Below are 25,833 nucleotides of genomic sequence, written 5' to 3' on the forward strand. Positions count from 1 at the left end.
ACGCTTAGCTCATTGTCAGTACCGCGGTTTTTGAAAAGGACGGCAATTGGTCTGAAATATGGCTGTTGATCCATTTATTGATCTTCGTTTCCTTCGACGTGTTTACGATCAGCAGGTCGGCTTCGGTTTTGATACAGTAGTTCATCAGCGCCTTTGCCTTATTTTTTCCATATAGCACGTCATAGTTAACAGGGTTGGCCGATTGGCATTTGAGGGCCTTGAAAGTATTGACCAGCGTATGCTTGGTAAAATCCTGGTGTGCCTCGTCTTGCGGGAACATGATGAGCGTTACCTGGAATGGCGTTATGGATTGAATGGAATCCAGCACGGTGATTTTGCTGCCCGGAAAATGGTCGCCCATGGGCAGGATGATTTTTCTCAGCGGCCGGTGGGCGGCCCCTGGTTTCACCGTGAGCACCGGGATGCCGGAAGCCTTGACGAGCCGGTTTGGCCTAACAGTGCTGAAGCGGGCCAGCAGCGGGTATCTCGAACGCTTTCCGATTACGATGATATCCGCATCGAGGTCTTTGGACTTCTTCGCGATGGCCGCTTCCACATGATTATTGAAGACGATATGGGAATACACACGGGCATATGGCCGCCGGTTCTGGATATCGTATTCCAATTGTTGTAATTTAATCGCCGAAATCACATCTGCGGATGTTTTTCCTTCCGCATTGCCGTGCATCAGGAAATGAAGCGGATGAACGAGCCTTATGTGCAATAAATGGATCGTGCAGCCGTCTAACGGGAGGATGCTCAGCGCTTTCGCAACGGCAATGTCCGTATTTGCTGAGAAGTCTACGGGGATCACGATGGTTTTGAAGCTGTTGGGCATACTTCAAATATCCTATTCACTTTAAAGAGTAGGCCCAAATACGGATTAGAAAATTATTAGAATTGGTAATCCGGCGGAGGAATATGTCCGCGGAACATATAATATTGCATTGGTTTGGGCCAATATCCTTTGAATATGGAGCACGCGAAAATTTTATTGGTGGACGATGAACCGCGTATAGCGGACACGCTGTCGTTCGGTCTTGAGGAGAACAGGTACGCAGTATCGGTGGCGTATGACGGAATTGTGGGATACACCATGTTTCTGAAGGAAAAATACGATTTGCTGGTGCTCGACATCAACCTGCCCGGCCTGAACGGCTATGAATTATGCAAACGGATCCGCGCCGTCAATACCAATATTCCGATCATATTGCTGACGGCATTGCGCACGCTGGACGACAAGATCGAGGGGTATGACGCCGGGGCAGACGATTATGTGCTGAAGCCCTTCGAATTCCAGGAGTTGCTGATGAAAATAAAGGTCCTGCTGCGCCGCAGCGCGGATCCCAGCCATCATGCGGGGAGCATGTTGCGCGCGGGAGACCTGTCGATGAACACCTACACCCGTGAGGTGAAACGTGGAGATGTCGTTGTGAGCCTCACTTCGAAGGAGGCTCAGTTGCTCGAATACCTCCTCCGTAACAAGAACCAGGTAGTGTCGCGGGCCGATATCGCGACCAACGTCTGGAACATCGATTTCGATACCAATACCAATATCATCGATGTTTACATAAATTACGTCCGCAACAAGGTCGACAAGCCTTTTCCCCAGAAGCTGATCCATACGCAGGTTGGGCTGGGGTATATACTAAAAGACATATGATTATGCCCGTCCGGTTACGCATTACATTGCTTTTTACCTTATTGGTATTCGTCATACTGGGTGTCGTTTGTTCGTCCATTTATTACTTTTCGGCCGTTTCCAGGCTGCATACGATCAAAACACGGCTGGCCAACCGCGCTATTACGTCCGCCCGCCTGCTGATGCACGGCGGATTGCAGGATCAGACGCTGCTGCGGCAGGTGGATTCGCTTACAACACTGGCGCTCAGGTATAAATCGGTGCAGGCGTACGATAATGGCAACCGCCTGGTATATTTTTACAGCGACGTTTCGGGCGACAGTCTCCATGTTCCCCGCGCGGCGCTCCAGGCCGCCAGGACGAAAGGGCAATTTTATTTCACGAGCGGCAGAAAGGAAGCCGTCGCATGTTTTATAGCGAATGATGTGGAAGGCGTCACCGTGGTTTGCGCCGGTGAAGACCTGGAAGGCAACCAAACCCTGGAACAGCTGGCTAACATATTGATGATCAGTTTTATATTGGGCACCTTGCTTTCGTTTGCAGGCGGCCTGCTGTTCTCCCGGGGGCTGTTGAAGCCGGTCCGCAATATCACCAGCGAAGTGCAGGAGATTTCTGCTTACAACCTGGAAAGGCGTATTCATAAAAGCTCCAACAACGATGAGTGGTCGCAGCTTACGGGAACGCTCAACGAGCTGCTCGACCGGTTGAAGGAAAGCTTCGACATGCAGCGAAGGTTCATTTCAAACGCATCCCATGAGCTATCCACCCCGTTGACGCTGATTTCGAGCCAGCTGGAAATTTCACTCCAGCGGCAACGGACAGAGGAAGAGTACCGCCAGGCAATGGCCCGCGTGCTCAAAGACGTCAGGCATATGAACAACCTGGTCCAGACCCTGCTGAAATTCGCCACCGCTTCCGGCAATGCAGGCGGGCTGGAGATCGAGATGGTCAGGATCGATGAAGTGCTGATGCGCATTCCGGGGGAAATCCAGTCGAGAGACAGTGAGCATACCGCATCCCTCAGGTTTCTTTCCCTGCCGGAGGAGGAAGGCCCGCTGCTGGTCTTCGGCAACGAAGAACTGTTGTTCTCCGCCATCCTGAACATTGCCGCGAATGCCTGCAAGTATTCGCCGGACCACCACGCCGAAATTTACCTGGAAGTGGAAGGGAGCCATATCGTTATCCGGGTGGCTGATGCGGGGATCGGGATGGAGAAAAATGAGCTGGAGCACATCATGCAACCGTTTTACCGGATCCGGCAATCGGGCAACGTCAATGGCTTCGGGCTGGGGCTGGCCCTGGCGGACAGGATCATTAAACTCCATAAAGGCACCCTGCGGGTCGATTCGGAGCCTGGCGCCGGGACTACGGTGACGATCCTGCTTCCCGCCCGTCCAATTATCTAATCTTTTTCTAATCCCGTCTTCCCCGCCTTCTTCCCGGCCTTGGATATATTTGCGTGAATCAACAGACGCGCAAATGAATACATTCTGGCAATCAAGCTTTTGGGGGAATACTGTTTTGGATTGGGCGATTGCCCTCGGTATTATCGTTGTATGCGCCACGTCGGCGAGGATTATCCAGAAATATGCACTGAAACGGATGCAGCGGTTCGCCGACCGTACGGAATCGGGACTCGACGATTTCCTGGTGCGCCTCGTGCAGAAAAGCGTAATGCCGATCGCATACGCGCTCGCCGTGTACGGGGGGATCCGTCATTTGCAACTGCCCGGCCGGTTCTCCAGGGTATTGGACGTGGCCATACTCGTGCTCGTCGTTTTCTATGCAGTTACGGTGATAAGCGGAGCTTTCAGCTATTTTTTCATGCAATACGCTTCCCGGGGCGAGCATGCCGGCCAGCAGGAAAAACAGGCGAAGGGGATTCTCCTTCTTATCAAAATCGTGCTTTGGATAGTCGGTCTGATTTTCCTGGTCGACAATCTCGGTTATGACATCACGACGATCGTAACCGGCCTCGGCATTGGCGGTATCGCGATCGCGCTCGCCGCGCAAACGATCCTGGGCGATCTGTTCAGTTACCTGGTCATATTTTTCGACAAGCCGTTCGAAACCGGCGATTTTATCGTAGTCGGCGATAAATCGGGCGTCGTGGAGAACGTCGGCATAAAAACGACCCGGTTGCGCACCCTTAGCGGCGAGCAACTGGTGGTCGCCAATACGGACCTGACCAATTCCAGGGTGCAGAACTTCAAGCGCATGGAAAAAAGGCGGGTCGTGTTTTCGTTGGGCGTTATATATGAAACGGGGGCTAAACGGATGCGGAAAATACCCCAAATGCTGGAAGCGATCATTTCCGGCCGTGATGGTGTGCAGTTCGACCGCGCGCACTTTGCGGGTTTTGGCGATTTCAGCCTCAATTTCGAAGTGGTGTTTTATATCCTTAGCGGAGACTACACCCAGTATATGGACTGCCAGCAGGATATTTACTTCGATATCCTGGAAAAATTTGAAGAAGAAGGGCTGGAGTTCGCTTATCCCACGCAGAAGCTGTTTATGGCCGCGACACCGGCAAATGAAAAGACGGCCTGAGTTGCCAGACACTAATATGAAATTATGATAACAGTAATAATACCGGCCCTGAACGAGGAAGAAACTATCGGCCAGGTGGTCAGGCTGGCCTGGCAGTCTGGCCGGGTTTCCGAAGTGATCGTGGTCGATGATATGTCGATGGACGCTACCATAGCCGAGGCGCGCGCTGCCGGGGCTACGATCGTCACCAGCACCAAGCTCGGGAAAGGGACCTCGATGGCAGACGGCGTCATGGTCGCGAAAAACGATATCATCGCTTTTCTGGATGCCGATATCGTTACCTACCCGGATAATGTGGTCGATTTGTTGACGGAAGCGATCATCAATGATGAAGCGGACTTCGTCAAATCCTTTTTCGACCGACAGGCTGGCCGGGTTACGGAGCTGGTGGCCAAACCGCTGCTGTCTATCCTGTATCCTTCCTTCCCGGTTTTCAGGCAGCCGTTAAGCGGAATGATCGCCGGAAAGCGGTCGTTTTTCGACCGGTGCGTTTTTGAAGAAGGGTATGGGGTCGATATTGCTATCCTGATAGATATGTACAACCTGGGCGCGAGGATCAGGGAAGTATGCATCGGCAAGATCGAAAACAGGATGCGCCCGCTGGAGCAACTGGGGAAAATGAGCCGGGAAGTTGCCGGAACGATCATCCGGAAATCGAGAGCCGGCGATCTCCAGAATCTCGAAACGTACGAAGACATCCAGGTTATTCGCGGGCAAATGGAATTTGCCATCCGGGAAAGCCTGATGTCGTTGAAAAAGATCGCGGTCTTTGAACTGGATTATGCCGCTGCCGGCGGAGATTTCATCACCCTGGCGGGGGAGCGGTTCGGGTTCGGGGAAGAATTGCGGCAGGTGACCGGAAGCAACGGTTCCGCCTTCGTGCGTATTAAACAGATCGCCCGGTTGCTGAATGGCCGGAGCTTCGGCGAGATGATCGGTATTGCCGACGAAATGGAGCTGCCGGCGCATCTGCCGGAATTGTTGGGCGCGATGAAGGAGCTGGGTTATATCACCGGTATCATCAGCGATGGCTTCAGCTGTATCAGCAATCACTTCAAGAATAAGTTCGGATTTGATTTCAGTATAGCGAATGAACTGGAATTTTCGCGCAGCGTTGCAACGGGAGAAGTGAGGATTCCTTCGTTTTTCCTGCCGGGCGATGGAAGTATTTGCAGGCATGACTACTGTAAAACGAATGCGCTCGCCAGCATCTGCAGGCAGTATGAAGTGGATATCAGGAATACCGTCTTCATCGGCGGAAAAGATAGCGACGCCTGTCCGCTGGAGCATGCCGGGATCGGCATTGCATTCTGTTCCGGGCTGGCCAAACCCGAATCGGCGGCGGGATACATCATCAAGGCAAGGGATTATCAAATGCTGGTGCCGGTAATCAACTAGCAGCTATTGTCTTTTACTCCACCACAAGTTTCAGGGAATCGGCACGCAGCCTCGCTGTCAGCCATTGTTGCATTTTCCGCCGGTCGGCCGTGCCGGGGCGGCGCGAAAACCGGGTGATGACGAGGGTGACCGTATCCTGTTTGTTGGCAGCAGCATGGCGGAATACGGCCTTGGATGCCGCATAGTAAGACAATCCAGGGAAAAGGGCCGACATTTCGCCGGTAAGGTCCGGGAAAGTATCCCTTGCTGCCGGGTTGTCGATCAGCCGCTCATTTCGTGCTGAATCGTTCCTGTACATATCTTCCAGGATGCTGGCCCGGATTTGGGAAAAATCGATTTCCTGCTTCGCATTAAGGCCCTGGCGGATCTGGAGCGTGGTTTTGCCCAGGTTGTATTTCGGCAGGTTGTTGCGGATGGAATCTATGACGTTTGCCGGCAGCTCGTAGCCGATTAGCAGCAGGTCGATCTCCCTGCCGCCGGATTCGTACCTGTAGGATTTGTTTACCACCTGGGTATTCCTGAACTGGAATTGTTCCCGCACGAATTTCTGTGCGTTGCTGACGAAAATGCTCTTGTCCACGATCCGGAAAGCCAGGTAAATACTGGGCAGGATGGTAATGGTGATGATGATAAGGATATAGCGGGAGATCTTGCGTTCATAACCTTTGTCGGCGAAACGGACCTTCCTGAATTTCAGGAAACGCACGATGAGGAAGGTGCTGATGCAAATGAATACGCTGTTGATGAAATACAGGTAAATGGCCCCCATGAAGTAATATCCGTTCCCGGCGGAAAGTGCGTAACCGGCGGTGCAAAGGGGCGGCATCAGTGCGGTGGCGATGGCGACGCCGGGGATCACATTGCTTTTTTCCTTCCGTGTTCCGGCGACGATACCGGCCAGGCCGCCGAACAATGCGATGAAAACGTCCCAGATGGAGGGAGTCGTGCGCGCCAGCAGCTCGCTTTGTGCTTCCTGCAGGGGCGTCAGGGCGAAATAAAGCGTGGACGCGGCAATGCTGATCAGGGTAGCGATCACCAGGTTTCTCGCTCCTTTTTTAACGAGCTCGAAATCGCTGATGCCAATACCGAGGCCGATCCCCATGATGGGGCCCATCAGGGGAGATATGAGCATGGCGCCGATGATCACTGCCGTGGAATTGACGTTCAGCCCGATCGATGCGATAAAGATGGCAAAAATCAACGTCCAGAGGTTGGCACCCTTGAATTCCGAGTTCTTTGTAATGGAACTGATCACATCGTCTTCAGCCGCTTTGTCGAGATGAAGATTGAACCGGCGGGCAACGGTTATTTTAACCGCCCGCCACCATCTGCTGGTCGCTTTTTTTTCCATTCGTCCGGTTTGAACCTGCAATAAAAGGAAATATTTTCCAATGATTGTTGGTTCTCTATTTTAAGAACCATATAAAAACCATATATTTGATGATGAATTTGCAACGATGGAAATTGTAAGCGAAGCAATTGAATATCATGGGAAATTGATGGAATCGATGGGGTTGAGCCCCATGGCGTCCCGCATTTATCTGTACCTGATCTGCAGCGGGGAAGGGCAGGCCGGCTTTGCGGAGCTGGTGGCGCACTTCCAGGCCAGCAAAAGCGCCGTTTCCAATGCCCTGGCATTATTGGTCAACATGCAGCTGGTGGTGCCCCGGCAGGTAGAAGGCCGTCGCAAGCGGTATTTTGCCGTGAATTTAACCGGGATGTTCGATCCCGTGAATCTTTCCCGGCGGTTCACCGCGTTTCGGGGGATGTTAGACGATGTCAGGCTTCGCCGGGGGAAGGATGATGCGCTTTCCGGGGAACTGGCGAAGGTGTCCGGGTTTTATCAGTTTATGGAGGCGGAATTTCCGAAATTATTACAGCGCTGGAAGGCGACATTGCCATGATAGCCTAAAAAATCGAAAACATGAAAATAGCATTACTGACGCTGGGGACCCGCGGCGATGTGCAGCCCTATGCCGTATTGGGGCGTGCGCTGAAAGAACGCGGTCATACCGTAACATTGTCGACGGCCAGGAATTTCTCCGCGTTAGCCGGGGATTACGGGCTCGACTTTGCCCCGGTAGACGCAGATTTCCAGGCATTGATGGAATCCGAAGAAGGGAAAAAAATGATGAAAAGCCCGTTGACCGCCCAGCGGAATTTCAGTAAATGGATGCATCCGGTGATCCAGGAAGCGCTGCAGACCTTCTACGACGTTGCCAGGCTGCACGATAAAGTCCTGTTCCATGGCAAAACGTTGGCCGGATTTTTTGCGGACCAGTTCCCTGAAAAAATGATAAGGGCCAACGTAGTGCCGGCTTTTGAGCCCACCAGCAGCTTCGTGAACCCGGTACTTTCCGGCATTCGTTTGCCGGCTTTTATGAACCGCTTGAGCTTCGGGCTTACCGCCATAGGATACAGAATGATGCGCAAACCGATCCGTCAGTTCCGGCTCAATAATGGGATGGACGACCGGGTATCGGATTACCGCGATCTCCGGTCTATCTACGGGATCAGCAGGTTTTTACTCGAAGCGCCCCGGGATTGGGGTGCGCGATCCCATTTTACGGGTTTCTGGTACGGGGATTCGCCGGCTGACCTGAGTATAGACACCCTGGAGTTTCTGCGAAAAGGCTCGGCGCCGATATTATTGACCTTCGGCAGTATGCCCCTGAACATCGACTGGGATTTGCGGGCAGCTGTGATACGCATCACCCAGAAATTGGGAATCAGGTTTATTGTAGTAAAGGGATGGGGCTTCCCTTCAACGGAGGAATTCGAGGGGAATAACTTTATCAAAGTCATATCTTCCGCACCGTATGAAAAATTATTGCCCCATGTTAAAGCAGCGATCCATCATGGCGGGATCGGCACTACGGCAGAATGCCTTAGGGCTGGGAAGCCATTTTTGACCTGCCCGGTTTTGTACCCGGTAGGTGATCAGCACTTTTGGGGGAAACTGGCCAGCCAGAAAGGCTGTGCGCTGCCCCCGATTCCGGCCAGGCGGCTAAATGCGGAACTCTTCGAAAAAGCGATCATCGGATTACTTGGCGACAAAGAATTATCCATGAATGCGCAACGTTTCGCTGCGATGTTGCAAACGGAAAATGGCATTGATGAAGCGATCAGGCTTGTGGAGCTTTCCTGACGACTGTAAATCCTGAATGCCCTGGTTCGTACCTGGGCCGGAACCGCCAGGGTCATACGGCGCAGCTGCCGGCTTTTCTTAATGTTCGCCTGGCCTTTTCCGGGGAAAAAGGTTACCGGCTCGGCTGATGTTGCTCTTTTGCCGTCGGAATATTGGACAGTATTTCATAAGAAAGCCCGGGGGCCTGCAGGTCTATCTTTACCACACATCCATAATGTACGGTAAAGGCCGAGAAGGACGCGTGCAGCGGCGTTTGGGTGATATGGGCCAGGATGCTCCTCACCACGCCGCCATGGGTAACGATAGCGGTCGGTCCTCCGCTGGCGGCCAGGGCGTCAAAACAGCGCGTTGCCCGCGTAAAGAGATGCACATAACTTTCTCCGCCCGGGATACAGACATTCACAAAGTCGTTCATCCACGGGTCGATCTCTTCCCGGGGAATATCATTCCAGGGTTGCAGTTCCCAATTGCCGCAATGTATTTCTTTCAGATCGTGTTCAAGATGGATGGCTTGCCCGGGGAACAGCCGTTCCGCCAGTTTCCGGCACCGCTGAAGCGGGCTGCTGTAAACCCGTTGCATCCCTGGAGGAAGGTGTTGCCGGATGATTTTCGCTTCCTCTTCAAATGTGGCGGTCAAACCGATATCGGCCTGTCCGTAACAGGTGCCTTTTTCAATGAGCGGTGTGGTGTGGCGGATAAGGTAGATATGCATGCTGCAATGATAAAATTTAATTCGCCGTCAGACAATATACCGCCAAATAACAACGATCGCGAGATAAAAAGTCAGCTCGCTCACCTGCTGGATGGCTCCCAGGCAGTCGCCCGTGTATCCCCCGATCCATTTTTTGAAATACCTGCCGAGGCGGTAAGTGACCAGTATCACCGGCAAAATGGCCAGCGCAAATTGTGCGTGCAGGAAAATAAAAGGGACCCCTGCAAAGAGGCTCGCCACAAGCAGCGTAGCCCATGAAGGTTTGCGGCTGGCTACCGGTTTCGATTTGCTGCCGTCGGGATCCGTTACGTATTCAGAGAAATAAATGGTCCATACGCCCATCAACCGGCTGAGGGCATGTGCCGCCACCAGTATCAGCAGCAGTTGCCGATATCGGGAAATGGAGAACAGGAACGAAGGGGCGCCGCCGGGTGTGAATGCGGCCAGTTCTTTCAGCAGGAGGAATTTGGCGGCAAGGATACCGGCCAGGCCCGTGACGCCGTATGTTCCCAGCCGGCTGTCTTTCATGATAGCGAGGATCTTCTCTTTGGTCCATCCCCCGCCGAAGGCGTCGCATACGTCGGCAAAGCCGTCTTCATGGAAGGCGCCGGTGGTAAAAATGCCTGCGATCATAGCGGCGAGGATGGCAATATTTTCGCCCGCCAACCGGTTGAACACGAGGAAGGTAAATCCGCTGATGATGGCCACTATCCAGCCGGTGAGCGGAAAGTACCGGGTCGATTTTTCCAGGTATTCCGGCGAGTGGTCCGTAAATTTCGGCACGGGCAGCCGGGTAAGGAACATCAGTGCCGTGAAGAATATCCGTAGTTCTTTTTTCATGTTGCTGTTGCTATGTTGGATACGCCGGCCGACTCGAAAGAGGCCATTTCCTGCAAAAAGTTCACGGCCGACCGGACCAGGGGAATGGCCAGTGCGGCCCCGGTGCCCTCGCCCAACCGCATGCCGAGCTGCAAAAGCGTGGTGGCCTGCAGGTGCTGCAACATTTTTTCGTGGCCCTGCTCGCCGCTGGTATGGGCGAATATGCAGCAGGACACTACCGAAGGTTCCATCAGCCGTGCCAGCAGTAAAGCAGCGGAAGCGATAAACCCGTCCACCACGATTACCATCCGCTGGTCCGCAGCCTCGAGGTAGGCCCCCGTCATCATGGCGATCTCGAAGCCACCGACCCTGGAAAGCAGGGCAACCGGCTGGTCATGATGCTCCTGCAGCCGGTGCAGGGCAAATGCCTGTTCGAGCGTGTTTATTTTTGTTTGCAACTGCTCGTCATTTACACCGGTGCCCCGTCCGGTGCAGGATGGGAGCGGAATGCCTGTAACGGCGCACATGATGAGGGAGGCGGAGGAGGTATTGCCGATGCCCATTTCTCCAAACCCCACGCAGTTGCCCCCGGCGGCGGCAATTGCCCGTACGACGGATTTTCCTTTTTCGATGGCGGCCTTGGCAACGGCTTCGCTCATGGCGGCCCCTTCAAGATAATTGGCGGTACCCGGTCCCATTTTGGCAGGGACGAAGCGTTCCGCCATCCCCGTCTCCAGCGGAGGGTGCGCCGGCACAAAATCGTGGTTGACGCCGGCGTCTACCACGTGCAGGGTGATGCCGTGCTGCCGGCAGAAGACGTTAATAGCGGCGCCGCCGTTGAGGAAATTGAGCACCATCTGCGCCGTCACGGCCTGGGGGTATGGGTTTACCAGGCCCGTCCGGGCGATGCCGTGGTCGCCTGCAAATACGACGATATGCGGATGCCGGATCACCGGCGAAGTGGTGCCCTGTATCATCCCCACCTGCAGGGCAATGGTTTCGAGCAGGCCCAGTGAGCCCAGGGGTTTCGTTTTATGGTTGATTTTGTGCAGGAGTTGTTCCTGCAGGCAGGTGGCATTCGTTGTCATAGTATGTTTTTGATCTCCATGGGTATTCCGCTTACCATGAATACGACACGGCGGGCCCGGGACGCAATATATTGGTTCATCCATCCCTGCAGGTCGGTGAATTGCCGGCCGATGGCCGTTTCCGCATGTACGCCCATGCCGATTTCATTACTCACGATAATGTATGTACCCCCTAACTGCAATAGCTGTTCTATTTCGTGTTTACCGGCCTCCAGGCTGGCGTCAACATTGTTCCGGCTGTCGACGAAAAAATTGGTGAGCCAGAGCGTCACACAATCGATGACGGCAACTTTGTTGGCCAGGTCTGGCCGGCTGATGTGTTTTTCTTCTTCCAGGGAGGTCCAGCGCCCGTCGCGGTCGTCCTGGTGGCGTTTGATGCGCTGCTGGAAATCCCCGTCCCAATGGCGGGCAGTGGCTACGTACACGGGCGATGCGCTATATTGCAGCGCGAGTTCCTGGGCATACCGGCTTTTGCCGCTGCGGGCGCCCCCCGTGATAAAAATGATGCCGGGTTTCGGATCGGTCATAGACATCCGCTGAAATTTTCTTTGCACGTAGGCAGTGATATGAAAACGGCGGTAAACAGGGCGGCAGAAAGCCCGGCCTGCTGTTTACCGCCGGTGAATGTTGCCTGGTTTAGCGGGCGGGCTTCAGGCTCGTGTATTTCCGTTGCGCCAGCTCAAATATGCCGAACATGATGGCGCCGAAGAAGGCCGTGCCGGCGAGGAATCGCAGCTCGTAGGGGATCGCGGTAACCAGCCTGTCCAGGTAAAAGGCGAAGGTGAGCTTGTTCTCAACCGCGCAGGCGCCAATGTCGCTCACCAGCCAGTGAATGACGGTGGCGGTGATGGTGGCCGCGATGAGCCTGGGAACGGTGATCTTTTTCAGGATCAGCTTGCCGGCTGCCGTCATCAGGACGAACGCCAGGTAGGTCCAATACCAGCCTGTGTATAAAAAGCCGGTCCGGAAAGCAGCGAACAGGGTGAAGGAAAGGATCAGGTCGCTGATAAAAAGCGTGAGCAGCGGAAAGGCATATGGTTTTACATGGCCGTTGAAATGCGCGGCGCCAAAAAGCGCCATGGCTCCCAGCGGCGTAAAATAGGCCAACGGGCCCTCATCCAGGAAAGAAAGCAGGCGGAGCACCGCTACCACCACAATGATGAGCAGTATTACTGCATTCCGCTGACTAAATGTTGAAACTGGCATATGTTTAATTTGATATTGGTGTCAGTTATTACAGGCTGAGCCTGAATCCGCCCTGCAGGTTCATCCCCTGGGCGTTATAGCCGTATACTTCGGTATAGTCCGTATCGGTGAGGTTTTTGGCGTCCGCAAATACCCTCAGTTTATCGTTAAGGAACCGGTATTCCACGTAGGCGTTCAGCAGCGTATATGCTTTCAGCGAAACGATGGCGGCTGGCGCGGCGCTGAAGTCCAGGTCGCTGCGCTTGCCGAAGCGCTGCACGCCGAGGCTGATAAACAGTTTTTTTGTAATGTGATAGTTGGCCGTAGCGTTGAATATGCTTTTGGGCCGGCGTATCAGGTTGAAATAGGAGGTATCCTTTTCTCCTTTCCTGGTAGTAACCTCGCCATCTACGAAAGCATAGGATAGGAGCAGCTGGCCTTTGTCCCGGATGTTGAATACCGGTTCGATCTCGAAGCCCCAGTCGTTTTGCTTGTCCTGGTTGATAAAGTAGCTTCTGAAAGTATTGGGGTCAGTATAGAAGGCAATGCCTTCCTTTACATCGCGCCTGAAAATGGCGCCCCGCACATTCACCAGGTTGTTGGCGGAATAGTACTGTACGCCAGCTTCATACGTGATCGCTTTTTCGGGTTGCAGGCCGGTGAACGGGTTTTTGTATTCGGAATGCATCTGGTACAGCGTAGGTACTTTATAGGCCGTTGAAATATTGGCAAAAATCTTGAACTGCCGGTTGATCAGGTAAGACGGGTTGACATTGAACACGGCATTGTTCCCGTATACCGAATGGTGGTTGAACCGCCCGCCTGCTTCGATGTTCAGCCCTTTGGCGGCATAGGTGAACGCGCCGTAAACGCCGGTCTGGTTTTGCGTGGCCGAGTCGGAGCCTATGGTGCTCGCGTATTCGCCGCTGTATATCACGCCGCCCATCTCGTATTTATATACCCCGGAAGTCTTTACGTCCGTGATCCCGTTGCGGTAGTCGATACCGCCGGTGAAGGACAGGGTAGGAAGGACGGGCACATGCAGATAAGCATCCAGGAAATGTTCTTTCCCTTCATAAAACCCTTTGCTGTAGCCGTCAAAAGGGGAAGACTTCACAAGTGAATCGTTGAGGTAGTTCCTTTTGGTGGCGGTAAAGTTGTAGTTGAGGTGCAGTTTCACCTTCCCCAGCGTCAGCTCATTGCGGACACCGGTCTGCATGTTCGACATGTTGTAGGTGTAGTCTTTGTCGTCGGAGAAAGCATCGGCATCCAGCTTGCCGTAGTATTTCGCATAGCGGAGGAAGGGCATTATTTTGGCGGCGTTATTCACCTTGAAGCCGAGGTTGGCCATGAAGGCGTTTTGCTCATAGCCGTCTTTGTCGAAAGTGCCGGTGTTGTTTTTGTCGGCGGATTCGCTGATGCCGTCTGTTTTATAATGGGTGAAGCCCGCATTGTAGCTGAAGAACCCGGATCCCCCGTTGATGCCCGCGTTGAGTCTGCGTGTGTTGTAGCTGCCATAGGCGGCGGAGGCGAAGGGAGCGATGGTTTTCCGGGCGTCGCCCTGGCGGGTAATGATATGGATCACCCCAGCCACGGCGTCGGAACCGTACAGGGTAGACTGGCTGCCTTTCAGGATTTCTATGCGTTCGATGTTTTCTACCGGCAGCAGCCTGAAATCGAAATTGCTGCTCGAGCCGGTTGCGTCATAAACGGGGGCGCCGTCTATCATAATGAGGGTGTAATCCGACTTTGCGCCGCGGAGGAAGATCGATTTGTCTTTCCCGGGGTTGCTGTTAGCGCCGTTGACAGACAGGCCGGTTTGTTCGTTCAACAGCTGGGCCAGGTCTTTGCCGCCGCTCCGGTCTAGCTGTTCGCGGGTGATCACGGAGATCACCTTACCGGTTTCGGAGGTTTTTTTAGGATATTTCGTAGCGGTGATCACTACTTCATCCAGTGCTTTTTTTGCGGTTGAATCCTGCGCCTGCGCGTGCATGGCAGCCAGCAGGGCCGATAACGTGAGTAGCTCTTTTGTCATGCTCATAGTTTGTTAATGATGAACTATGAGCCTTCGGAAAATAATGAATTCGATACAGAAATGAAATGTCTCCTGCAGTGAGACGGTTTCACCCCGGCCTTTCACCCGAAAGCTCGTTGATGTTATTGCTAATAACCGGCAGGTCTTCTGGCTTGTTTCCTTGTTCATGACCTTCCCGCCCGGATGGACAGTGGTGTGGAGAATGAACAGCTTCATGAAACTTACAGCTACGGGGATAGCACCGGATTCTCACCGGTTTCCCTTTTAATCCCGGACCGCGCTGGCAGACCGGGAACCAATTATGGGTGCAAATGTAAGAAAGAGTTTCGGCTTTTATATTTTACTTTATTTCGGGGGCACCCCTCCATCCGCCTACCGCCCGGGGAGGGGAGGATATGTGGCCAGGGTACGATGTGAAAAAAAGTCAATATGAAACACGCAATATTATCTGGATATTTGTCGAAAATGAAGTAGGTTAGAAGTTCATTGTCCCGAGCGCTAACTTTGTGCCGATGGGGGTTTAAAATTTGAATAATAAGAAAGATATGGTAATCATCAACAGTTTTGCTGAATATCAGGCATACGAGGGTAAGGAAATAGGTAGCTCAAAGTGGCATACCATTGACCAGGCGCAGATCAACATGTTTGCGGACGCAACGCTTGATCATCAATGGATTCACACAGACGAAGAAAGGGCCAAAAATGAAGGGCCGTTCAAATCCACCATCGCCCACGGGTATCTGACGCTGTCGCTAATCCCTTACTTGTGGAAACAGATTGCGGATATCCGTAATGTTAAAATGGAGATCAACTACGGCATAGAGCAGTTTAAATTCGGCCAGGCGGTACTGGTGAACGATGAGGTGCAGTTGACGGCGAAGCTCAAGACCATCGTTGATTTAAGAGGGGTCACCAAAGTGGTGATCGCCGCCACGCTCAATATCAAGGGCAAGGCAAAACCGGCATATACCGGTGATGTAGTGTTTCTTTACCATTTTTAATACCGGCGGGCAGCCTTTCGGGTTGCCTGCTTTGTTCCATGTTCTGATGGCGCCGCTGGAGAGGATTGTTCCCGGTCCGGTAATGATATGGAGCCATTGCTCCACAGAAGGCGCCGGAAATACCGCTTTTTAGTGTAACCCCTTTCCCGCCTGCAGGTTGGGATCAAGTCATATCTTCCCCTTACGTACGACAAAGTACGTCTTAATACTTCCCCGGCTTATTATCCAGAACCCGGATCTTTCGGGTGCGTCCGCATTTTTACGAATTTTTCGTAAAAAAAGAGAGGGATTCGCAGTGTTATTTACGTATAACTACATGCGAACAAGTTTGCGTTTGCAACCTGCCGCGATGCGGGCAGGCCTGTATCGGGGTATCAGCGGTGATTCTAACCAATCCAATATTCTATTTTATGAAAAGAAATTTCAAAGCAGCTTTACTATTATCAGGACTGTGGCTGATGCAATCATTTTGCACCAAGTCTTCCCAACAACCAGTCCTTCAGAAGAAGGATATCCCCCAGCAATCCTTAATGAATACAACATCGGGTATAGGGGGGGATGATCTTATCTGGTCAGATGAATTTAACGGCAGCGGAGGATTTGATGTCACTAAGTGGAGCCACTGTATCCGGAAGGTGTCTCCATGGAACATGTACCTGACCTCCACGTCTAATTACGCTTATCAGAACGATACGAACCTGGTGTTGAAGATGGATAATGCGGTAATTCCTGGCGATAATGTGCCTTATCATACCGGCGGCATTGAAACGAGGGACAAGTTTAATTTCAAATATGGCATGATAGAAGCACGCATGAAATATGATGAAGGGAATGGTGCATGGCCTGCATTCTGGATGATGCCACAATTCAATACTTATGGCGGCTGGCCAAGATCCGGGGAGATTGATATATGTGAACACTTTAACACCACAACTACCACCCAGCAGAATGTTTTTACCTACAAACAGCATCTTATCAACCAGAAGGCAATAATATACAGCGCGCCCTACATTCAAAATGCATATAATGTTTATACTTTACTTTGGACAGAAAACTCGCTTCGTTTTTTTGTAAACGGGAAGTTTACGACCTCCTATAATAAGGCGCCTGGTGATACGTGGGAAGCCTGGCCATATGATCAGCCCATGTATATTATTTTTAACCAGTCGTGTACTGATACCTGGTGGTATATAGACCTGAACAAACTGCCCTTTCATAATCGCGTCGACTATGTCCGCGTGTACCAGGCATCACATATTTATAATGCCGGTTTTGAATATGGGAATGCATTGACGCCCTGGACAGCCTGGAGTGCAAATCAAACGGGTGCGGTGAGTGTCGTGAATAACAATGCCCATTCAGGTACAAATGCATTAAGCTTAAGCGGTGGGGAAAAGTCTGCCGAGCAGCTGGTCACCAGTCTGAAACCCAACACTACTTATGTGCTGAAAGCGTATGCCAAACTGGGTACAGGCACGGGGGCTTCCGTAGGTGTAAAGAACTATGGTGGAACAACCGTAGGCAGTGCCGTTACCAGCAATACCTACACCCAGCAGCAGATCACTTTTACCACAGGAGCCACCAATACATCGGCACTTATATACTTTTATAAGAATAGTGTCAATGGCACCGCCTATGCAGATGATTTTAGTTTGGAAGAACTGTAAAGTTTTTTCGATGAAGTTAGGTAAGCAGGAGGATGTATGGACGCGATCTGCATCTTCCTGCATTGCCGTACGGATCGAATCTGAAACCTTGTCATTGATTGAGGATGACGGGGGCAAGGATACCGTTACTTTTTTGAATAGTTGTCTTTCGGCCGGCTGTCCATTTGCAGCACCAGTTTGCCGCCTTCGGCAACATGGCTGAACGGGATCCGTGTATCGTATAGCCGTTTCCCATTTAGCACAAGCAGTTGTACGTAGGCGTTCGCCTTGCTGTTGTTTTTCGTTTCGATCACAAACTCCCTGCCTTTATAGTAGCGGTTATTCAGTTGAATGGTGACTTTATCGAAAAGCGGGCTCCCGATTCCGAACGAGGGCTCGGTAGCAGTAAGGCCTTTGACGTCAAACAGGCCGATGGAGCTGATTACATACCAGGCCCCCAGCTGTCCCTGGTCTTCATCCTGACCATATCCATACCCGTGCACACCTTCGGTGCCGTAAAAATCATGCAGGATGGCGCGTACCCATTGCTGGGTTAAAGAAGGGTAGCCGATTTCGTTGAATAACCAGGATATGTGCAGGCACGGCTGATTCCCGTGATTATATAGCGTTTCAAGGCCGGCAAACGCATCCACTTCCTTTCCGCCACTGAACAGCTTTTTCTGCGCAATGGTGAATATGCTGTCCAGCCGCCGGCTAAACAAGGCAGGTCCCAGTTTTTCCGCCAGGCCCTGAACGTTATGTGGAACATAGAAAGTGTATTGCCATGCGTTGCCTTCCTGGAAACCACGCCAGACCTGCAGCGGGTTGAAATTGTCGATAAACTCGCCATTGGCCTTGCGTGGGCGTATGAAATTGGTAGTGGGATCATATAGCCGTTCCCAGCCTTTGGACAGGTACATGAGCCGGTTGTAATCGGCGGTCTTGTTCAATTGTTTGGCCCATTGCGCCACTGCCCAGGCACTGTACGAGTATTCAAGCGTATGCGAAGCGGAGAACCCGTCCGTATCGGCATCCGATGGAACGTATCCGTATTTCGTAAAATATTTGGTGTTCGACTTTCCCGCTCCTAATGGACGGTTTTCGCCTTCCAGCTCATTTTTGAGGGCAGCCGCATAGGCCGTTTCCACGTCAAAATCGCGGATGCCGCATTGATAAGCGCCAGCGAAGAGCGTTGTCAGCAGGTTGGTGCCCACGCCAGAAACAAACCGGCCGTTGGCGATGCCGTCTGCCAGCCATCCGGCATCTTTATATGTCTGCAAATGGCTGCTGAGGTAGTCTGACTGGTATTCGGGGTAGACGAGCGTCCAGAGTTGCGAAAGGTTCCATTGCACGCCCCATGCTGCATCCGTATTGTAAATATTATGAACGGGTTTGTTGTTTTGCATCGGCAACTGGCCGATTTTTCCGTCGTTGCGGGGATATGCGCCGTTAACGTCGTTTGCGAGGCCCCTTCCCAGCAGCGCGTGGTACAGGCCGGTATAGAATTTTATCTTATCCGCCCGGTTGGGAGTTTCGACCCGGATCCGTCCCAGGTAGTTTTCCCAGGTTGCCGCCGCATTTTTTCTTGCCTGGTCGAAATCCAGCTGTGCTGCTTCTTCCTGCAGGTTCAGCCGCGCATTGGCCACGGAAGTGTAGGACAGGCCTGTCTTGACCGTGATGATGTCAGTGGTATTGGACGCGAAGGTCAGGTAGATGCCTGCGCCGGCCCCCGAAATTTCGGAATCCCCTGCTTTCACTACGTTGCCGGCAAACGTTCCCCATGCATCCGGGGTATGGTCGAGCTGAGCGGAAAAATACAGCGGAACGGTAGCGCCCGGCTGATATTTTTTCACATATTCCGGTTCGGTGATCACCCATCCCTCTATCCGTCCGTCGCGCGTTTTGGTGACGTATGCGTCTACGACACGGCCGCTTTCGCCTTGCCGGTTGCCGATATCGAACAGGATATGGTTTTGCTTGCCGGCAGGAAAGCTGTATCGTTGAAACGCCACGCGCGGTGTTGCCGTAAGTTCTGCCCTGATGTTGTAATCTTTCAACAATACCGAATAATAGCCGGCAGTGGCAATTTCATCCGATCGGTCAAAGCGTGAGCGGTAGCCCTCGCCGGTACTGTCATTCACCGGGCCGGGCGTTGTTTTGAGCTTGCCGGAGGTTGGCATCAGAACGATCCCTCCAACCTGGAATTCATGCAGGCAGGGAAAACCTTCGATGGATTTATCCCGGTAATCATATCCTGTAGCTTCCCATCCGCTTTTGTTGCCCAGATGCCCGTTGGTAGAAGGCGCGGGCTTGGCCATCCCGAACGGCATGGCGCCGGGCGTAAAGTGGAACCATCGGCAGTGCGCCGTGCCGATCCGGGGTTCTACATACTGCGACAGCGTTTCACTATCCGCGCCAGGCCCGGGAGATTTTCCCGTTAAAAGCTTTCCGGAACATGAAAAGAGCAGCTGCGAAAACAGGGCGGCCGAACAAAAGAAACTTCTTGCATGCATATGATAGCCGTTAATTGAATACGCCGGTAAAATTATTTTGTCCACCCAAGCCATAAAAGTACATTTATCACTATTTTGTTACACTATCTTACGATTTTGACAATGAAAAGATTACAGGAAGGCTTTAAGGGTGAGCGGAGTGTTTCATTACCGGAAGAATTGTTGCAGGCCTACGGTGAGGAGCCATTGATCAGCCACCTGTATGTGCGCAAGATCGGTTATTTCCCGAAAGTAAAGTTTCACTATGTACAGAAAACCGAAAAGTGTGACTATGCCATGCTGGTCTATTGTACCGAAGGAAAAGGCTGGTATTCGATTTATGGCAGGAAATATCCAGTAACGGCGAACCAGTACATTATCGTTCCTGCCGGCACGGCGTATGCATTCGGCGCCGAAGCGAATGATCCGTGGACGATCTACTGGGTGCAGTTCCGTGGCCGGCTGAGCGGCAGTTTCGTGCCGGGCGTGGCAGGCCCGGTCACGATTTTGCCGGATGAGCATTCGCGGGTACAGGACCGGATCCGGTTGTTTGAAGAAATTTACAGCCGGTTTGCTATGGGGTACATTAAGGAATACATGATTTACGCTTCCATGTGCCTGTATCCTTTTCTTGCATCGTTTGTATATCTCAATGCATACCAGCATTTCACGGCCGGGAAGCTGCATGAATTTCCATTTTCTTCAAAAGTCATACATTATATGCGGGAGAATATTGAACGGAACCTCGACCTCGGCCGGATCGCCAGGTACTTCCGTTATTCTCCGTCTCATTTTTCCATGCTTTTTCAGAAAGAAACGGGTATGTCCCCGATTAATTTCTTTATTAATCTCAAGATGCAGAAAGCCTGCGAATATATTGAGCTGACAAATTTAAAGCTGCATGAGATCGCCAGCCGGCTTGGGTTTGATGAGCCGTCCTATTTTTCCCGTGTATTCTCAAAAGTAATGGGGGTGTCCCCATCGGCCTATCGAAGGCATGAAACGGACGTCTGATGTTGCTGTCTGATCCGCATGCGGTATTTTCTCCGTTTTCCACACTGCGGGGTAACGATCGGATAGGGTTTGTTACGCAAAAAGTTTCCTGTCAGGAAATTAATTCCAATCTTATAACTAATTGAAATGCAAGCTGTATTGTCGCTATAGGGGCTACGACGGCTAATATGCGCTCATTAAATTTGGAAGTAACAATTTAGTAATAGGAAAAAATATTTCCTTATGGGAAATAAAATTGTACTTTAGATTTTAATAGTTGAGCATGTTCCACCCGTCGGGGCTATTACATTTATCCCCCGGTGCTGTCAAAAAAATATTCTTACGTATGGAGACGAATCACGGAATGCAAACGAGTCGCCGGGCATTTATCGGCACTGCGGCCATGGCGGCAGTGACCTTTGCAATTCCCGCATGGGCAAGGGAAGTGGTGGCCCGTGTACCCGGGAAATTGTCGATCGGCCTGATCACCGACCTTCACCACGACGTCATGCACGACGGGGCGGAACGGTTGGAGGCATTTCTTAGGGAAATGGGGCGGGTTAAACCCGATGCCATCATGCAACTGGGCGATTTTGCCTATCCTTCCGAAAAAAACGCCGGTATTATCGAACGGTTCAACCGCGGGCATGCCCTTCCGCTGCATGTGATCGGCAATCATGACACCGATAGCGGTTTTACGCACCAGCAATGCCTGGAGAAATGGGGAATGCCTGCTACTTATTATACACGGGTAGTGAACGGGTTTCGGCTCATCGTGCTGAACGGGAATGAAAAAGGCTCACCTGCGCACAAAGGCGGGTATCCGGCATACATCGGGCCGGAGCAGGTTGCCTGGTTGAAGCGGCAGCTCGCAGAAAGCAGCGAGCCGGTGATCGTAGTGTCCCATCAGCCGCTCACCGGAGGCATGGCGATCGATAACGCAACGGAAATACAAGGCATACTTGCCGGCGCGAAAGACCGTGTAGTGCTGGCAATTAACGGGCATACGCATATCGATAGCCTGCAAGAGGTATCCGGTATCCCGTACCTCACCATCAACTCGGCTTCCTATTTCTGGGTCGGCGGCAAGTATGTCCATGAAAGCTATCCGAAGGAGATCCATGAAAAATATCCCTGGATCGGGCACACGTGCCCGTACCAGGACCCCCTGTTTACGACGCTCGTCATCGATCCTGCAAAATTCACCATTAAGGTGAAGGCAAGAAAGAGCGAATGGGTGGGAAAATCGCCGGAACAATTGAATTTTGCGGATAAGCAGCCTTTCAGGCCGGGAACGGAGATCGTACCCTTTATCCGCGACCGGAAGCACTATACCGGGAAAAGAATTGGAAAGTAATGCAGGTTTGTATGATAAGCACGGCAACGTTTTAGAAAGGCAATGTTTGTATGATGATGTATTGTATCCGGGTGCTTCGCAGGCTTAACGTCTTGCGGGGCGCCACGGATAAAAATGAACAATTTCCCGGAAACCGGATCGGTGGCCGGGGTTCCATGCACATTTGGGGAAAAATGACAGAGAATCGCAAGTAAACCGGTAATCGTTTTTTTATTAGACAGGAGCATACTGATCCTTACACCTTGTATCTGTTAATACGCATAGGTATGTAGTTCACACAATTACATGGAATCGAATGGCGAACGCCGCAGGCGAGGGGCAACCCGGTTGCCAGGGCATCGCTATGCCCGCCGCCAAACCGGTTTTCGGGCTAACGGGACAAGGCACTTGTTCCGCAGGGGATATCCGTGTATTTCATCAATGGGTCCTTTTTATCAATTACATCTAAATTTCAAAACAATGGCTATGAAGCTAATTGGAAGAAGAACCGGAAACGCTTTGCTTTCCTTCTTCTGTTGCAGTATGGTCCTGCTGACGGTGTTGCGACCTGCAGGCGCTGCAGCAAGCGGGTTGCCCCGCGAAAAGATCACCGTCTCCAGTACGGTAACGAACGAAGCGGGCGACCCGCTTCCCGGTGTATCCATTTCCGAAAAGGGAACGGCCAATGGCAGAACTACCGATGCCGCCGGTACATTTACCCTGTCCGTTGCCGGGCCGGAATCGGTACTGGTCTTCTCTTTCATCGGGTTTAGCACCAGGGAGGTGAAAGTCGGCGACCAGCGCGTGTTCCGCATCAAGCTTGCGGATGACGCGAAGGCGTTGGGGGAAGTGGTGGTTACCGCTTACGGAAAGGTGAAAAAATCCAATCTTACCGACGCCGTTTCCACCATAAACGTGGAAAAGCTCGCCAACAGACCGATGCGCACCCTGGCCGACGGCCTCGCCGGCCTCGCGCCGGGCCTCAACATCCGCATTCCCAGCGGCGCGCCGGAAGCCAGTCCTTCGATCAACATCCGCGGCTTTACGGGCATCAACTCCAGCGCCTCGCCGCTGATATTGGTCGACGGTGTGCAACGGCCCATCAGCGACGTGGACCCCAACGACGTGGAAAGCATCTCCCTGCTGAAAGACGGCGCTTCCACGGCGATCTACGGCTCCCGCGCACCCTACGGCATCCTGCTCATCACCACCAAAAGCGGTAAATCCGGGAAGCTGACGGTGAACTATTCCACCAATGTAAAAGTGGGCAAAATGGCGTTATTCCCCACGCAACCCGACTCTCCCGAGTGGGCGCGCTGGATCAACATGGCGCAACGCAACGGGCAACCCAGCGGTACGGGAACAGACGGGGTAGACGAGATCACCATCAAACGAATGGAAGCCTGGCTGAACAAAGACTGGAACAATCCCGCATTCGACGATCTCCGCGCAGCGTTCGGGGACAAGGCGCAACAATACATAGAGAACGGCCAGTTCCCGACCAACAACGCCGGTTATAAAAACTGGACGCGTGAGCAGTCTTTCGCCACTACCAAGCTGTACGACGCCTATCTGAACAAATCCGCCGTGAGCCAGCAACACAACATCGGTTTCAGCGGCGGCACCGAGAAGCTGCAGTACATTACCGGTTTCGGCTATAACAACACCAACAGCCTCATGAAAGGCCAGGATAATTATAACCGCCGCTACAACGTACATACCAAACTGAATTATAAAGCGACCGACTGGCTCGATATCCGTTCGGACATCAGCTACGTCCGCCAGCAAAACCAGGGGCCCAATTACCGCGCCGCCGGTGCAGACGATAACCAGTCGGGAACGATCGCCAATTACGCGAATATCTTCGGCTCCATGATGCAGTATTTCGCCACGCCGCTCCGCGTGCCTTCCGGCCGCACCTATTCCTGGATACTTGGCGCTTCCGGCATTCTCGGAGAAGGCGGGATGATCACCAACCAGCGGGATGAAATCGTAATGAACGGCGGCGCTACGCTGAAACCCTTGAAAGGCCTGGAGCTGAGCGCCGATTACACCTGGAGGACGTATAACACGGCATTTACGAAAGTCGACAAGATTTCCTACACCGAATTCCCGGATGGTACGAAAGTGCAGAATAACCGCTCCGCCAATGTAAGCGGCATCTCGAAATCGACCGCCAACCTGGAGTACATGCAAACGCGCCTCTCGGCGCAATACCGCTTCGCGCTGGCAGGGAAACACCACTTCCTGCTGCAGGCGGGGATGCAGGCGGAAGAAAACAGGTATAAATCCCTTTCCGGCAGCCGGACGGACCTGTATTCGCAGGAAACCATCCTGGCGCTCAACGGCGCTGCCAACAACCCGTTGGCCAACGACGCCATGAACGAATGGGCCGTGCTGGGGTACTACGGCATTTTTACATACGATTTCAAAGAGAAATATTTCCTGAAGTTCGCCGGCCGCCGCGATGCCAGCTCCCGCTTTGCGCCCGAATCGCGCTGGGGCACTTTCCCGTCGGTTTCCGCCGCATGGAACGCTGCCAGGGAATCGTTCTGGCCATTGAAGAAATGGGTGTCCGAGTTTAAGCCCAGGGCTTCGTGGTCGTCTTCCGGGGACGTGAATTCCACCGGGCAGAATTATGCTTACCTGCCTACGCTGGCTTTCGGTGTGAACAAGACGACGTTGCTGGGCGGGAATTTTTCCAGTACGGCCAGCATGCCAGGCCTGGTGAGCTCTACGCTCACCTGGGCCAAGCCTACGATGATCAACATCGGGGTCGACATGTCTGCGTTGCAAAACCGGCTGACGCTGAGTTATGAATGGTATCAGCGCACCATCCGCGACCAGGTGGGCCCGCCGAACCCCTTGCCGGGCACCTTGGGGACCGCGCCTCCATCCCTCAACAACTCCGTATCTGAAACCCGCGGCTGGGAATTTACCGCCGGCTGGAACAGCCAGGCCCAGGTGGGCGGCAAACCGCTGTATTATAACATCAGCGTAAACATGAGCGATTATATCGGATATGTTACCGAATATGCGCAGAACAAAACCGGCCTGATCTCCGGTGCCTGGACGCCGGGGGAACTGTTCGGACAAAACTTCGCGTATGAAACCGCGGGCGTTGCACAGGGCAAAAACGACCTCGACGGCCGCACGCTCAGCGGTACCTATACTTATCCCGGTTACCTGCTTTATAAAGACCTGAACGGAGACGGCTACATCAACTCCGGCAACGGCGGTTACTGGTATAGCCGTGGAGACGTGGTGACGAATGGCTTCAGCTATCCCCGGAAAACCTATTCCATCCTGCCTTCCATTAGCTGGAACGATATTTCGGTGTCGATGGTGCTCGACGGGGTGATGCAATGGACGGTCTACAACAGCTCCGAATGGGTTTGGGGCACCCGGGCAGGGGGCGACCTCGCATATTTCTACACGCCGGCATTCCGGGAAAGCACGCGGCTGGGATACTGGACGCCCGGACGCACCGATGCGTTCTTCCCTGCGTTCAATACCGGTTCCGGGCTCGCTACCAAAGCATATTCCCTCAACCTGGCGCATCTCCGCATCCGCAACATCACGGTAGGGTACGATCTGCCGCAACAATGGATACAGCGCCTCAAACTGAAAAGGGCCAATATTTACGTCAGCGGAGACAATATGGGCTTCATTTTCAACAAATCCTACATCAAGTACGATCCGGAGCTGCTGGCCAATGGTGTGAACGGTTACCCGCCGCTGCGTTACTATTCGGTAGGCGCCAACATCAACCTGTAACCTTTTCCCAG

Annotated in this window: 20 protein-coding genes and 1 riboswitch; of the genes, 11 read left to right on the forward strand and 9 right to left on the reverse strand. The window is 52.7% G+C overall.

Going from position 1 to position 25,833, the window contains the following annotated elements:
* Positions 1 to 4: 4 nt before the first annotated feature.
* Complete coding sequence (locus EJ361_RS13310; protein WP_126246128.1) at positions 5 to 838, reverse strand: universal stress protein; 834 nt, start codon at positions 836 to 838, stop codon at positions 5 to 7.
* Positions 839 to 973: 135 nt separating this feature from the next.
* Here EJ361_RS13310 and EJ361_RS13315 point away from each other — a divergent pair, with 135 nt between their 5' ends.
* The 4 genes from EJ361_RS13315 to EJ361_RS13330 all read left to right on the forward strand — a co-directional run bounded on the left by EJ361_RS13315 (position 974) and on the right by EJ361_RS13330 (position 5,590).
* Positions 974 to 1,663, forward strand: a complete 690-nt coding sequence (locus EJ361_RS13315) for a response regulator transcription factor (RefSeq protein ID WP_126246129.1) — start codon at positions 974 to 976, stop codon at positions 1,661 to 1,663.
* Positions 1,664 to 1,665: 2 nt separating this feature from the next.
* Positions 1,666 to 3,048: a HAMP domain-containing sensor histidine kinase gene (locus EJ361_RS13320; RefSeq protein ID WP_126246130.1), complete on the forward strand. Its 1,383-nt coding sequence runs from the start codon at positions 1,666 to 1,668 to the stop codon at positions 3,046 to 3,048.
* A 115-nt stretch (positions 3,049 to 3,163) separates the two neighbouring features.
* Complete coding sequence (locus tag EJ361_RS13325) at positions 3,164 to 4,192, forward strand: mechanosensitive ion channel family protein (protein ID WP_240646629.1); 1,029 nt, start codon at positions 3,164 to 3,166, stop codon at positions 4,190 to 4,192.
* 24 nt (positions 4,193 to 4,216) lie between these two features.
* On the forward strand, positions 4,217 to 5,590 hold the full coding sequence (locus EJ361_RS13330) for a glycosyltransferase (RefSeq protein ID WP_126246132.1): 1,374 nt from the start codon (positions 4,217 to 4,219) through the stop codon (positions 5,588 to 5,590).
* 13 nt (positions 5,591 to 5,603) lie between these two features.
* Here the strand turns inward: EJ361_RS13330 and EJ361_RS13335 are convergent, their stop codons facing one another.
* On the reverse strand, positions 5,604 to 6,941 hold the full coding sequence (locus EJ361_RS13335; RefSeq protein WP_126246133.1) for a TIGR00341 family protein: 1,338 nt from the start codon (positions 6,939 to 6,941) through the stop codon (positions 5,604 to 5,606).
* Positions 6,942 to 7,047: 106 nt separating this feature from the next.
* Between EJ361_RS13335 and EJ361_RS13340 the strand changes: the two genes are divergently transcribed.
* Positions 7,048 to 7,494, forward strand: a complete 447-nt coding sequence (locus EJ361_RS13340) for a GbsR/MarR family transcriptional regulator (RefSeq protein WP_126246134.1) — start codon at positions 7,048 to 7,050, stop codon at positions 7,492 to 7,494.
* A 20-nt stretch (positions 7,495 to 7,514) separates the two neighbouring features.
* Positions 7,515 to 8,738 (forward strand): glycosyltransferase, encoded by a 1,224-nt coding sequence (locus tag EJ361_RS13345; RefSeq protein WP_126246135.1) that lies wholly within the window; start codon positions 7,515 to 7,517, stop codon positions 8,736 to 8,738.
* Positions 8,739 to 8,850: 112 nt separating this feature from the next.
* Here the strand turns inward: EJ361_RS13345 and cobC are convergent, their stop codons facing one another.
* From cobC to EJ361_RS13375, 6 genes are all read right to left on the reverse strand, one after another.
* Positions 8,851 to 9,450 carry an alpha-ribazole phosphatase gene (cobC, locus tag EJ361_RS13350; protein ID WP_126246136.1) on the reverse strand — a complete coding sequence of 200 codons (600 nt, stop codon included), beginning with the start codon at positions 9,448 to 9,450 and terminating at the stop codon, positions 8,851 to 8,853.
* Positions 9,451 to 9,477: 27 nt separating this feature from the next.
* Complete coding sequence (locus tag EJ361_RS13355) at positions 9,478 to 10,290, reverse strand: adenosylcobinamide-GDP ribazoletransferase (RefSeq protein WP_126246137.1); 813 nt, start codon at positions 10,288 to 10,290, stop codon at positions 9,478 to 9,480.
* The gene (gene cobT / locus EJ361_RS13360; RefSeq protein ID WP_205687002.1) at positions 10,287 to 11,357 is read right to left on the reverse strand and encodes a nicotinate-nucleotide--dimethylbenzimidazole phosphoribosyltransferase; all 1,071 of its coding nucleotides are present in this window, start codon (positions 11,355 to 11,357) and stop codon (positions 10,287 to 10,289) included. The genes EJ361_RS13355 and cobT overlap by 4 nt, the downstream gene beginning before the upstream one ends.
* Positions 11,354 to 11,911, reverse strand: a complete 558-nt coding sequence (locus tag EJ361_RS13365) for a bifunctional adenosylcobinamide kinase/adenosylcobinamide-phosphate guanylyltransferase (RefSeq protein ID WP_240646630.1) — start codon at positions 11,909 to 11,911, stop codon at positions 11,354 to 11,356. Before EJ361_RS13365 ends, cobT begins: the two co-directional genes overlap by 4 nt.
* An 82-nt stretch (positions 11,912 to 11,993) precedes the next feature.
* Positions 11,994 to 12,563: a DUF6580 family putative transport protein gene (locus EJ361_RS13370; protein WP_126246138.1), complete on the reverse strand. Its 570-nt coding sequence runs from the start codon at positions 12,561 to 12,563 to the stop codon at positions 11,994 to 11,996.
* Between the two features lie 28 nt (positions 12,564 to 12,591).
* Positions 12,592 to 14,577 carry a TonB-dependent receptor plug domain-containing protein gene (locus tag EJ361_RS13375; RefSeq protein ID WP_164714220.1) on the reverse strand — a complete coding sequence of 662 codons (1,986 nt, stop codon included), beginning with the start codon at positions 14,575 to 14,577 and terminating at the stop codon, positions 12,592 to 12,594.
* A 120-nt stretch (positions 14,578 to 14,697) separates the two neighbouring features.
* A riboswitch (cobalamin riboswitch) is annotated at positions 14,698 to 14,892 on the reverse strand.
* Between the two features lie 230 nt (positions 14,893 to 15,122).
* Between EJ361_RS13375 and EJ361_RS13380 the strand changes: the two genes are divergently transcribed.
* Positions 15,123 to 15,578, forward strand: coding sequence for a MaoC family dehydratase (locus EJ361_RS13380; protein ID WP_126246140.1), 456 nt, complete (start codon positions 15,123 to 15,125; stop codon positions 15,576 to 15,578).
* Positions 15,579 to 15,988: 410 nt separating this feature from the next.
* Complete coding sequence (locus EJ361_RS13385) at positions 15,989 to 17,245, forward strand: family 16 glycosylhydrolase (RefSeq protein ID WP_126246141.1); 1,257 nt, start codon at positions 15,989 to 15,991, stop codon at positions 17,243 to 17,245.
* A 125-nt stretch (positions 17,246 to 17,370) separates the two neighbouring features.
* Here the strand turns inward: EJ361_RS13385 and EJ361_RS13390 are convergent, their stop codons facing one another.
* Positions 17,371 to 19,737, reverse strand: coding sequence for a GH92 family glycosyl hydrolase (locus tag EJ361_RS13390; RefSeq protein WP_126246142.1), 2,367 nt, complete (start codon positions 19,735 to 19,737; stop codon positions 17,371 to 17,373).
* Between the two features lie 102 nt (positions 19,738 to 19,839).
* Here EJ361_RS13390 and EJ361_RS13395 point away from each other — a divergent pair, with 102 nt between their 5' ends.
* From EJ361_RS13395 to EJ361_RS13405, 3 genes are all read left to right on the forward strand, one after another.
* Positions 19,840 to 20,730: an AraC family transcriptional regulator gene (locus tag EJ361_RS13395; protein WP_126246143.1), complete on the forward strand. Its 891-nt coding sequence runs from the start codon at positions 19,840 to 19,842 to the stop codon at positions 20,728 to 20,730.
* Between the two features lie 325 nt (positions 20,731 to 21,055).
* Entirely contained in the window at positions 21,056 to 22,066 is a 1,011-nt protein-coding gene (locus EJ361_RS13400) for a metallophosphoesterase family protein (RefSeq protein ID WP_164714221.1), read from the forward strand.
* A 465-nt stretch (positions 22,067 to 22,531) separates the two neighbouring features.
* Entirely contained in the window at positions 22,532 to 25,822 is a 3,291-nt protein-coding gene (locus tag EJ361_RS13405; protein WP_164714222.1) for a SusC/RagA family TonB-linked outer membrane protein, read from the forward strand.
* Positions 25,823 to 25,833: the final 11 nt, after the last annotated feature.

The organism is Chitinophaga rhizosphaerae, from assembly GCF_003958645.1.
In the GTDB taxonomy this organism is placed as follows: domain Bacteria; phylum Bacteroidota; class Bacteroidia; order Chitinophagales; family Chitinophagaceae; genus Chitinophaga; species Chitinophaga rhizosphaerae.

Bases quoted from the DNA above. Each gene is read 5' to 3' on its own strand.
- EJ361_RS13400 (WP_164714221.1), top strand. From the start codon at position 21,056: ATGGAGACGAATCACGGAATGCAAACGAGTCGCCGGGCATTTATCGGC.
- EJ361_RS13405 (WP_164714222.1), top strand. From the start codon at position 22,532: ATGAAGCTAATTGGAAGAAGAACCGGAAACGCTTTGCTTTCCTTCTTC.
- EJ361_RS13345 (WP_126246135.1), top strand. From the start codon at position 7,515: ATGAAAATAGCATTACTGACGCTGGGGACCCGCGGCGATGTGCAGCCC.
- EJ361_RS13310 (WP_126246128.1), bottom strand. From the start codon at position 838: ATGCCCAACAGCTTCAAAACCATCGTGATCCCCGTAGACTTCTCAGCA.
- EJ361_RS13395 (WP_126246143.1), top strand. From the start codon at position 19,840: ATGAAAAGATTACAGGAAGGCTTTAAGGGTGAGCGGAGTGTTTCATTA.
- EJ361_RS13355 (WP_126246137.1), bottom strand. From the start codon at position 10,290: ATGAAAAAAGAACTACGGATATTCTTCACGGCACTGATGTTCCTTACC.
- EJ361_RS13315 (WP_126246129.1), top strand. From the start codon at position 974: ATGGAGCACGCGAAAATTTTATTGGTGGACGATGAACCGCGTATAGCG.
- EJ361_RS13340 (WP_126246134.1), top strand. From the start codon at position 7,048: ATGGAAATTGTAAGCGAAGCAATTGAATATCATGGGAAATTGATGGAA.
- EJ361_RS13335 (WP_126246133.1), bottom strand. From the start codon at position 6,941: ATGGAAAAAAAAGCGACCAGCAGATGGTGGCGGGCGGTTAAAATAACC.
- cobT (WP_205687002.1), bottom strand. From the start codon at position 11,357: ATGACAACGAATGCCACCTGCCTGCAGGAACAACTCCTGCACAAAATC.
- cobC (WP_126246136.1), bottom strand. From the start codon at position 9,450: ATGCATATCTACCTTATCCGCCACACCACACCGCTCATTGAAAAAGGC.
- EJ361_RS13375 (WP_164714220.1), bottom strand. From the start codon at position 14,577: ATGACAAAAGAGCTACTCACGTTATCGGCCCTGCTGGCTGCCATGCAC.
- EJ361_RS13320 (WP_126246130.1), top strand. From the start codon at position 1,666: ATGCCCGTCCGGTTACGCATTACATTGCTTTTTACCTTATTGGTATTC.
- EJ361_RS13385 (WP_126246141.1), top strand. From the start codon at position 15,989: ATGAAAAGAAATTTCAAAGCAGCTTTACTATTATCAGGACTGTGGCTG.
- EJ361_RS13330 (WP_126246132.1), top strand. From the start codon at position 4,217: ATGATAACAGTAATAATACCGGCCCTGAACGAGGAAGAAACTATCGGC.
- EJ361_RS13370 (WP_126246138.1), bottom strand. From the start codon at position 12,563: ATGCCAGTTTCAACATTTAGTCAGCGGAATGCAGTAATACTGCTCATC.
- EJ361_RS13390 (WP_126246142.1), bottom strand. From the start codon at position 19,737: ATGCATGCAAGAAGTTTCTTTTGTTCGGCCGCCCTGTTTTCGCAGCTG.
- EJ361_RS13380 (WP_126246140.1), top strand. From the start codon at position 15,123: ATGGTAATCATCAACAGTTTTGCTGAATATCAGGCATACGAGGGTAAG.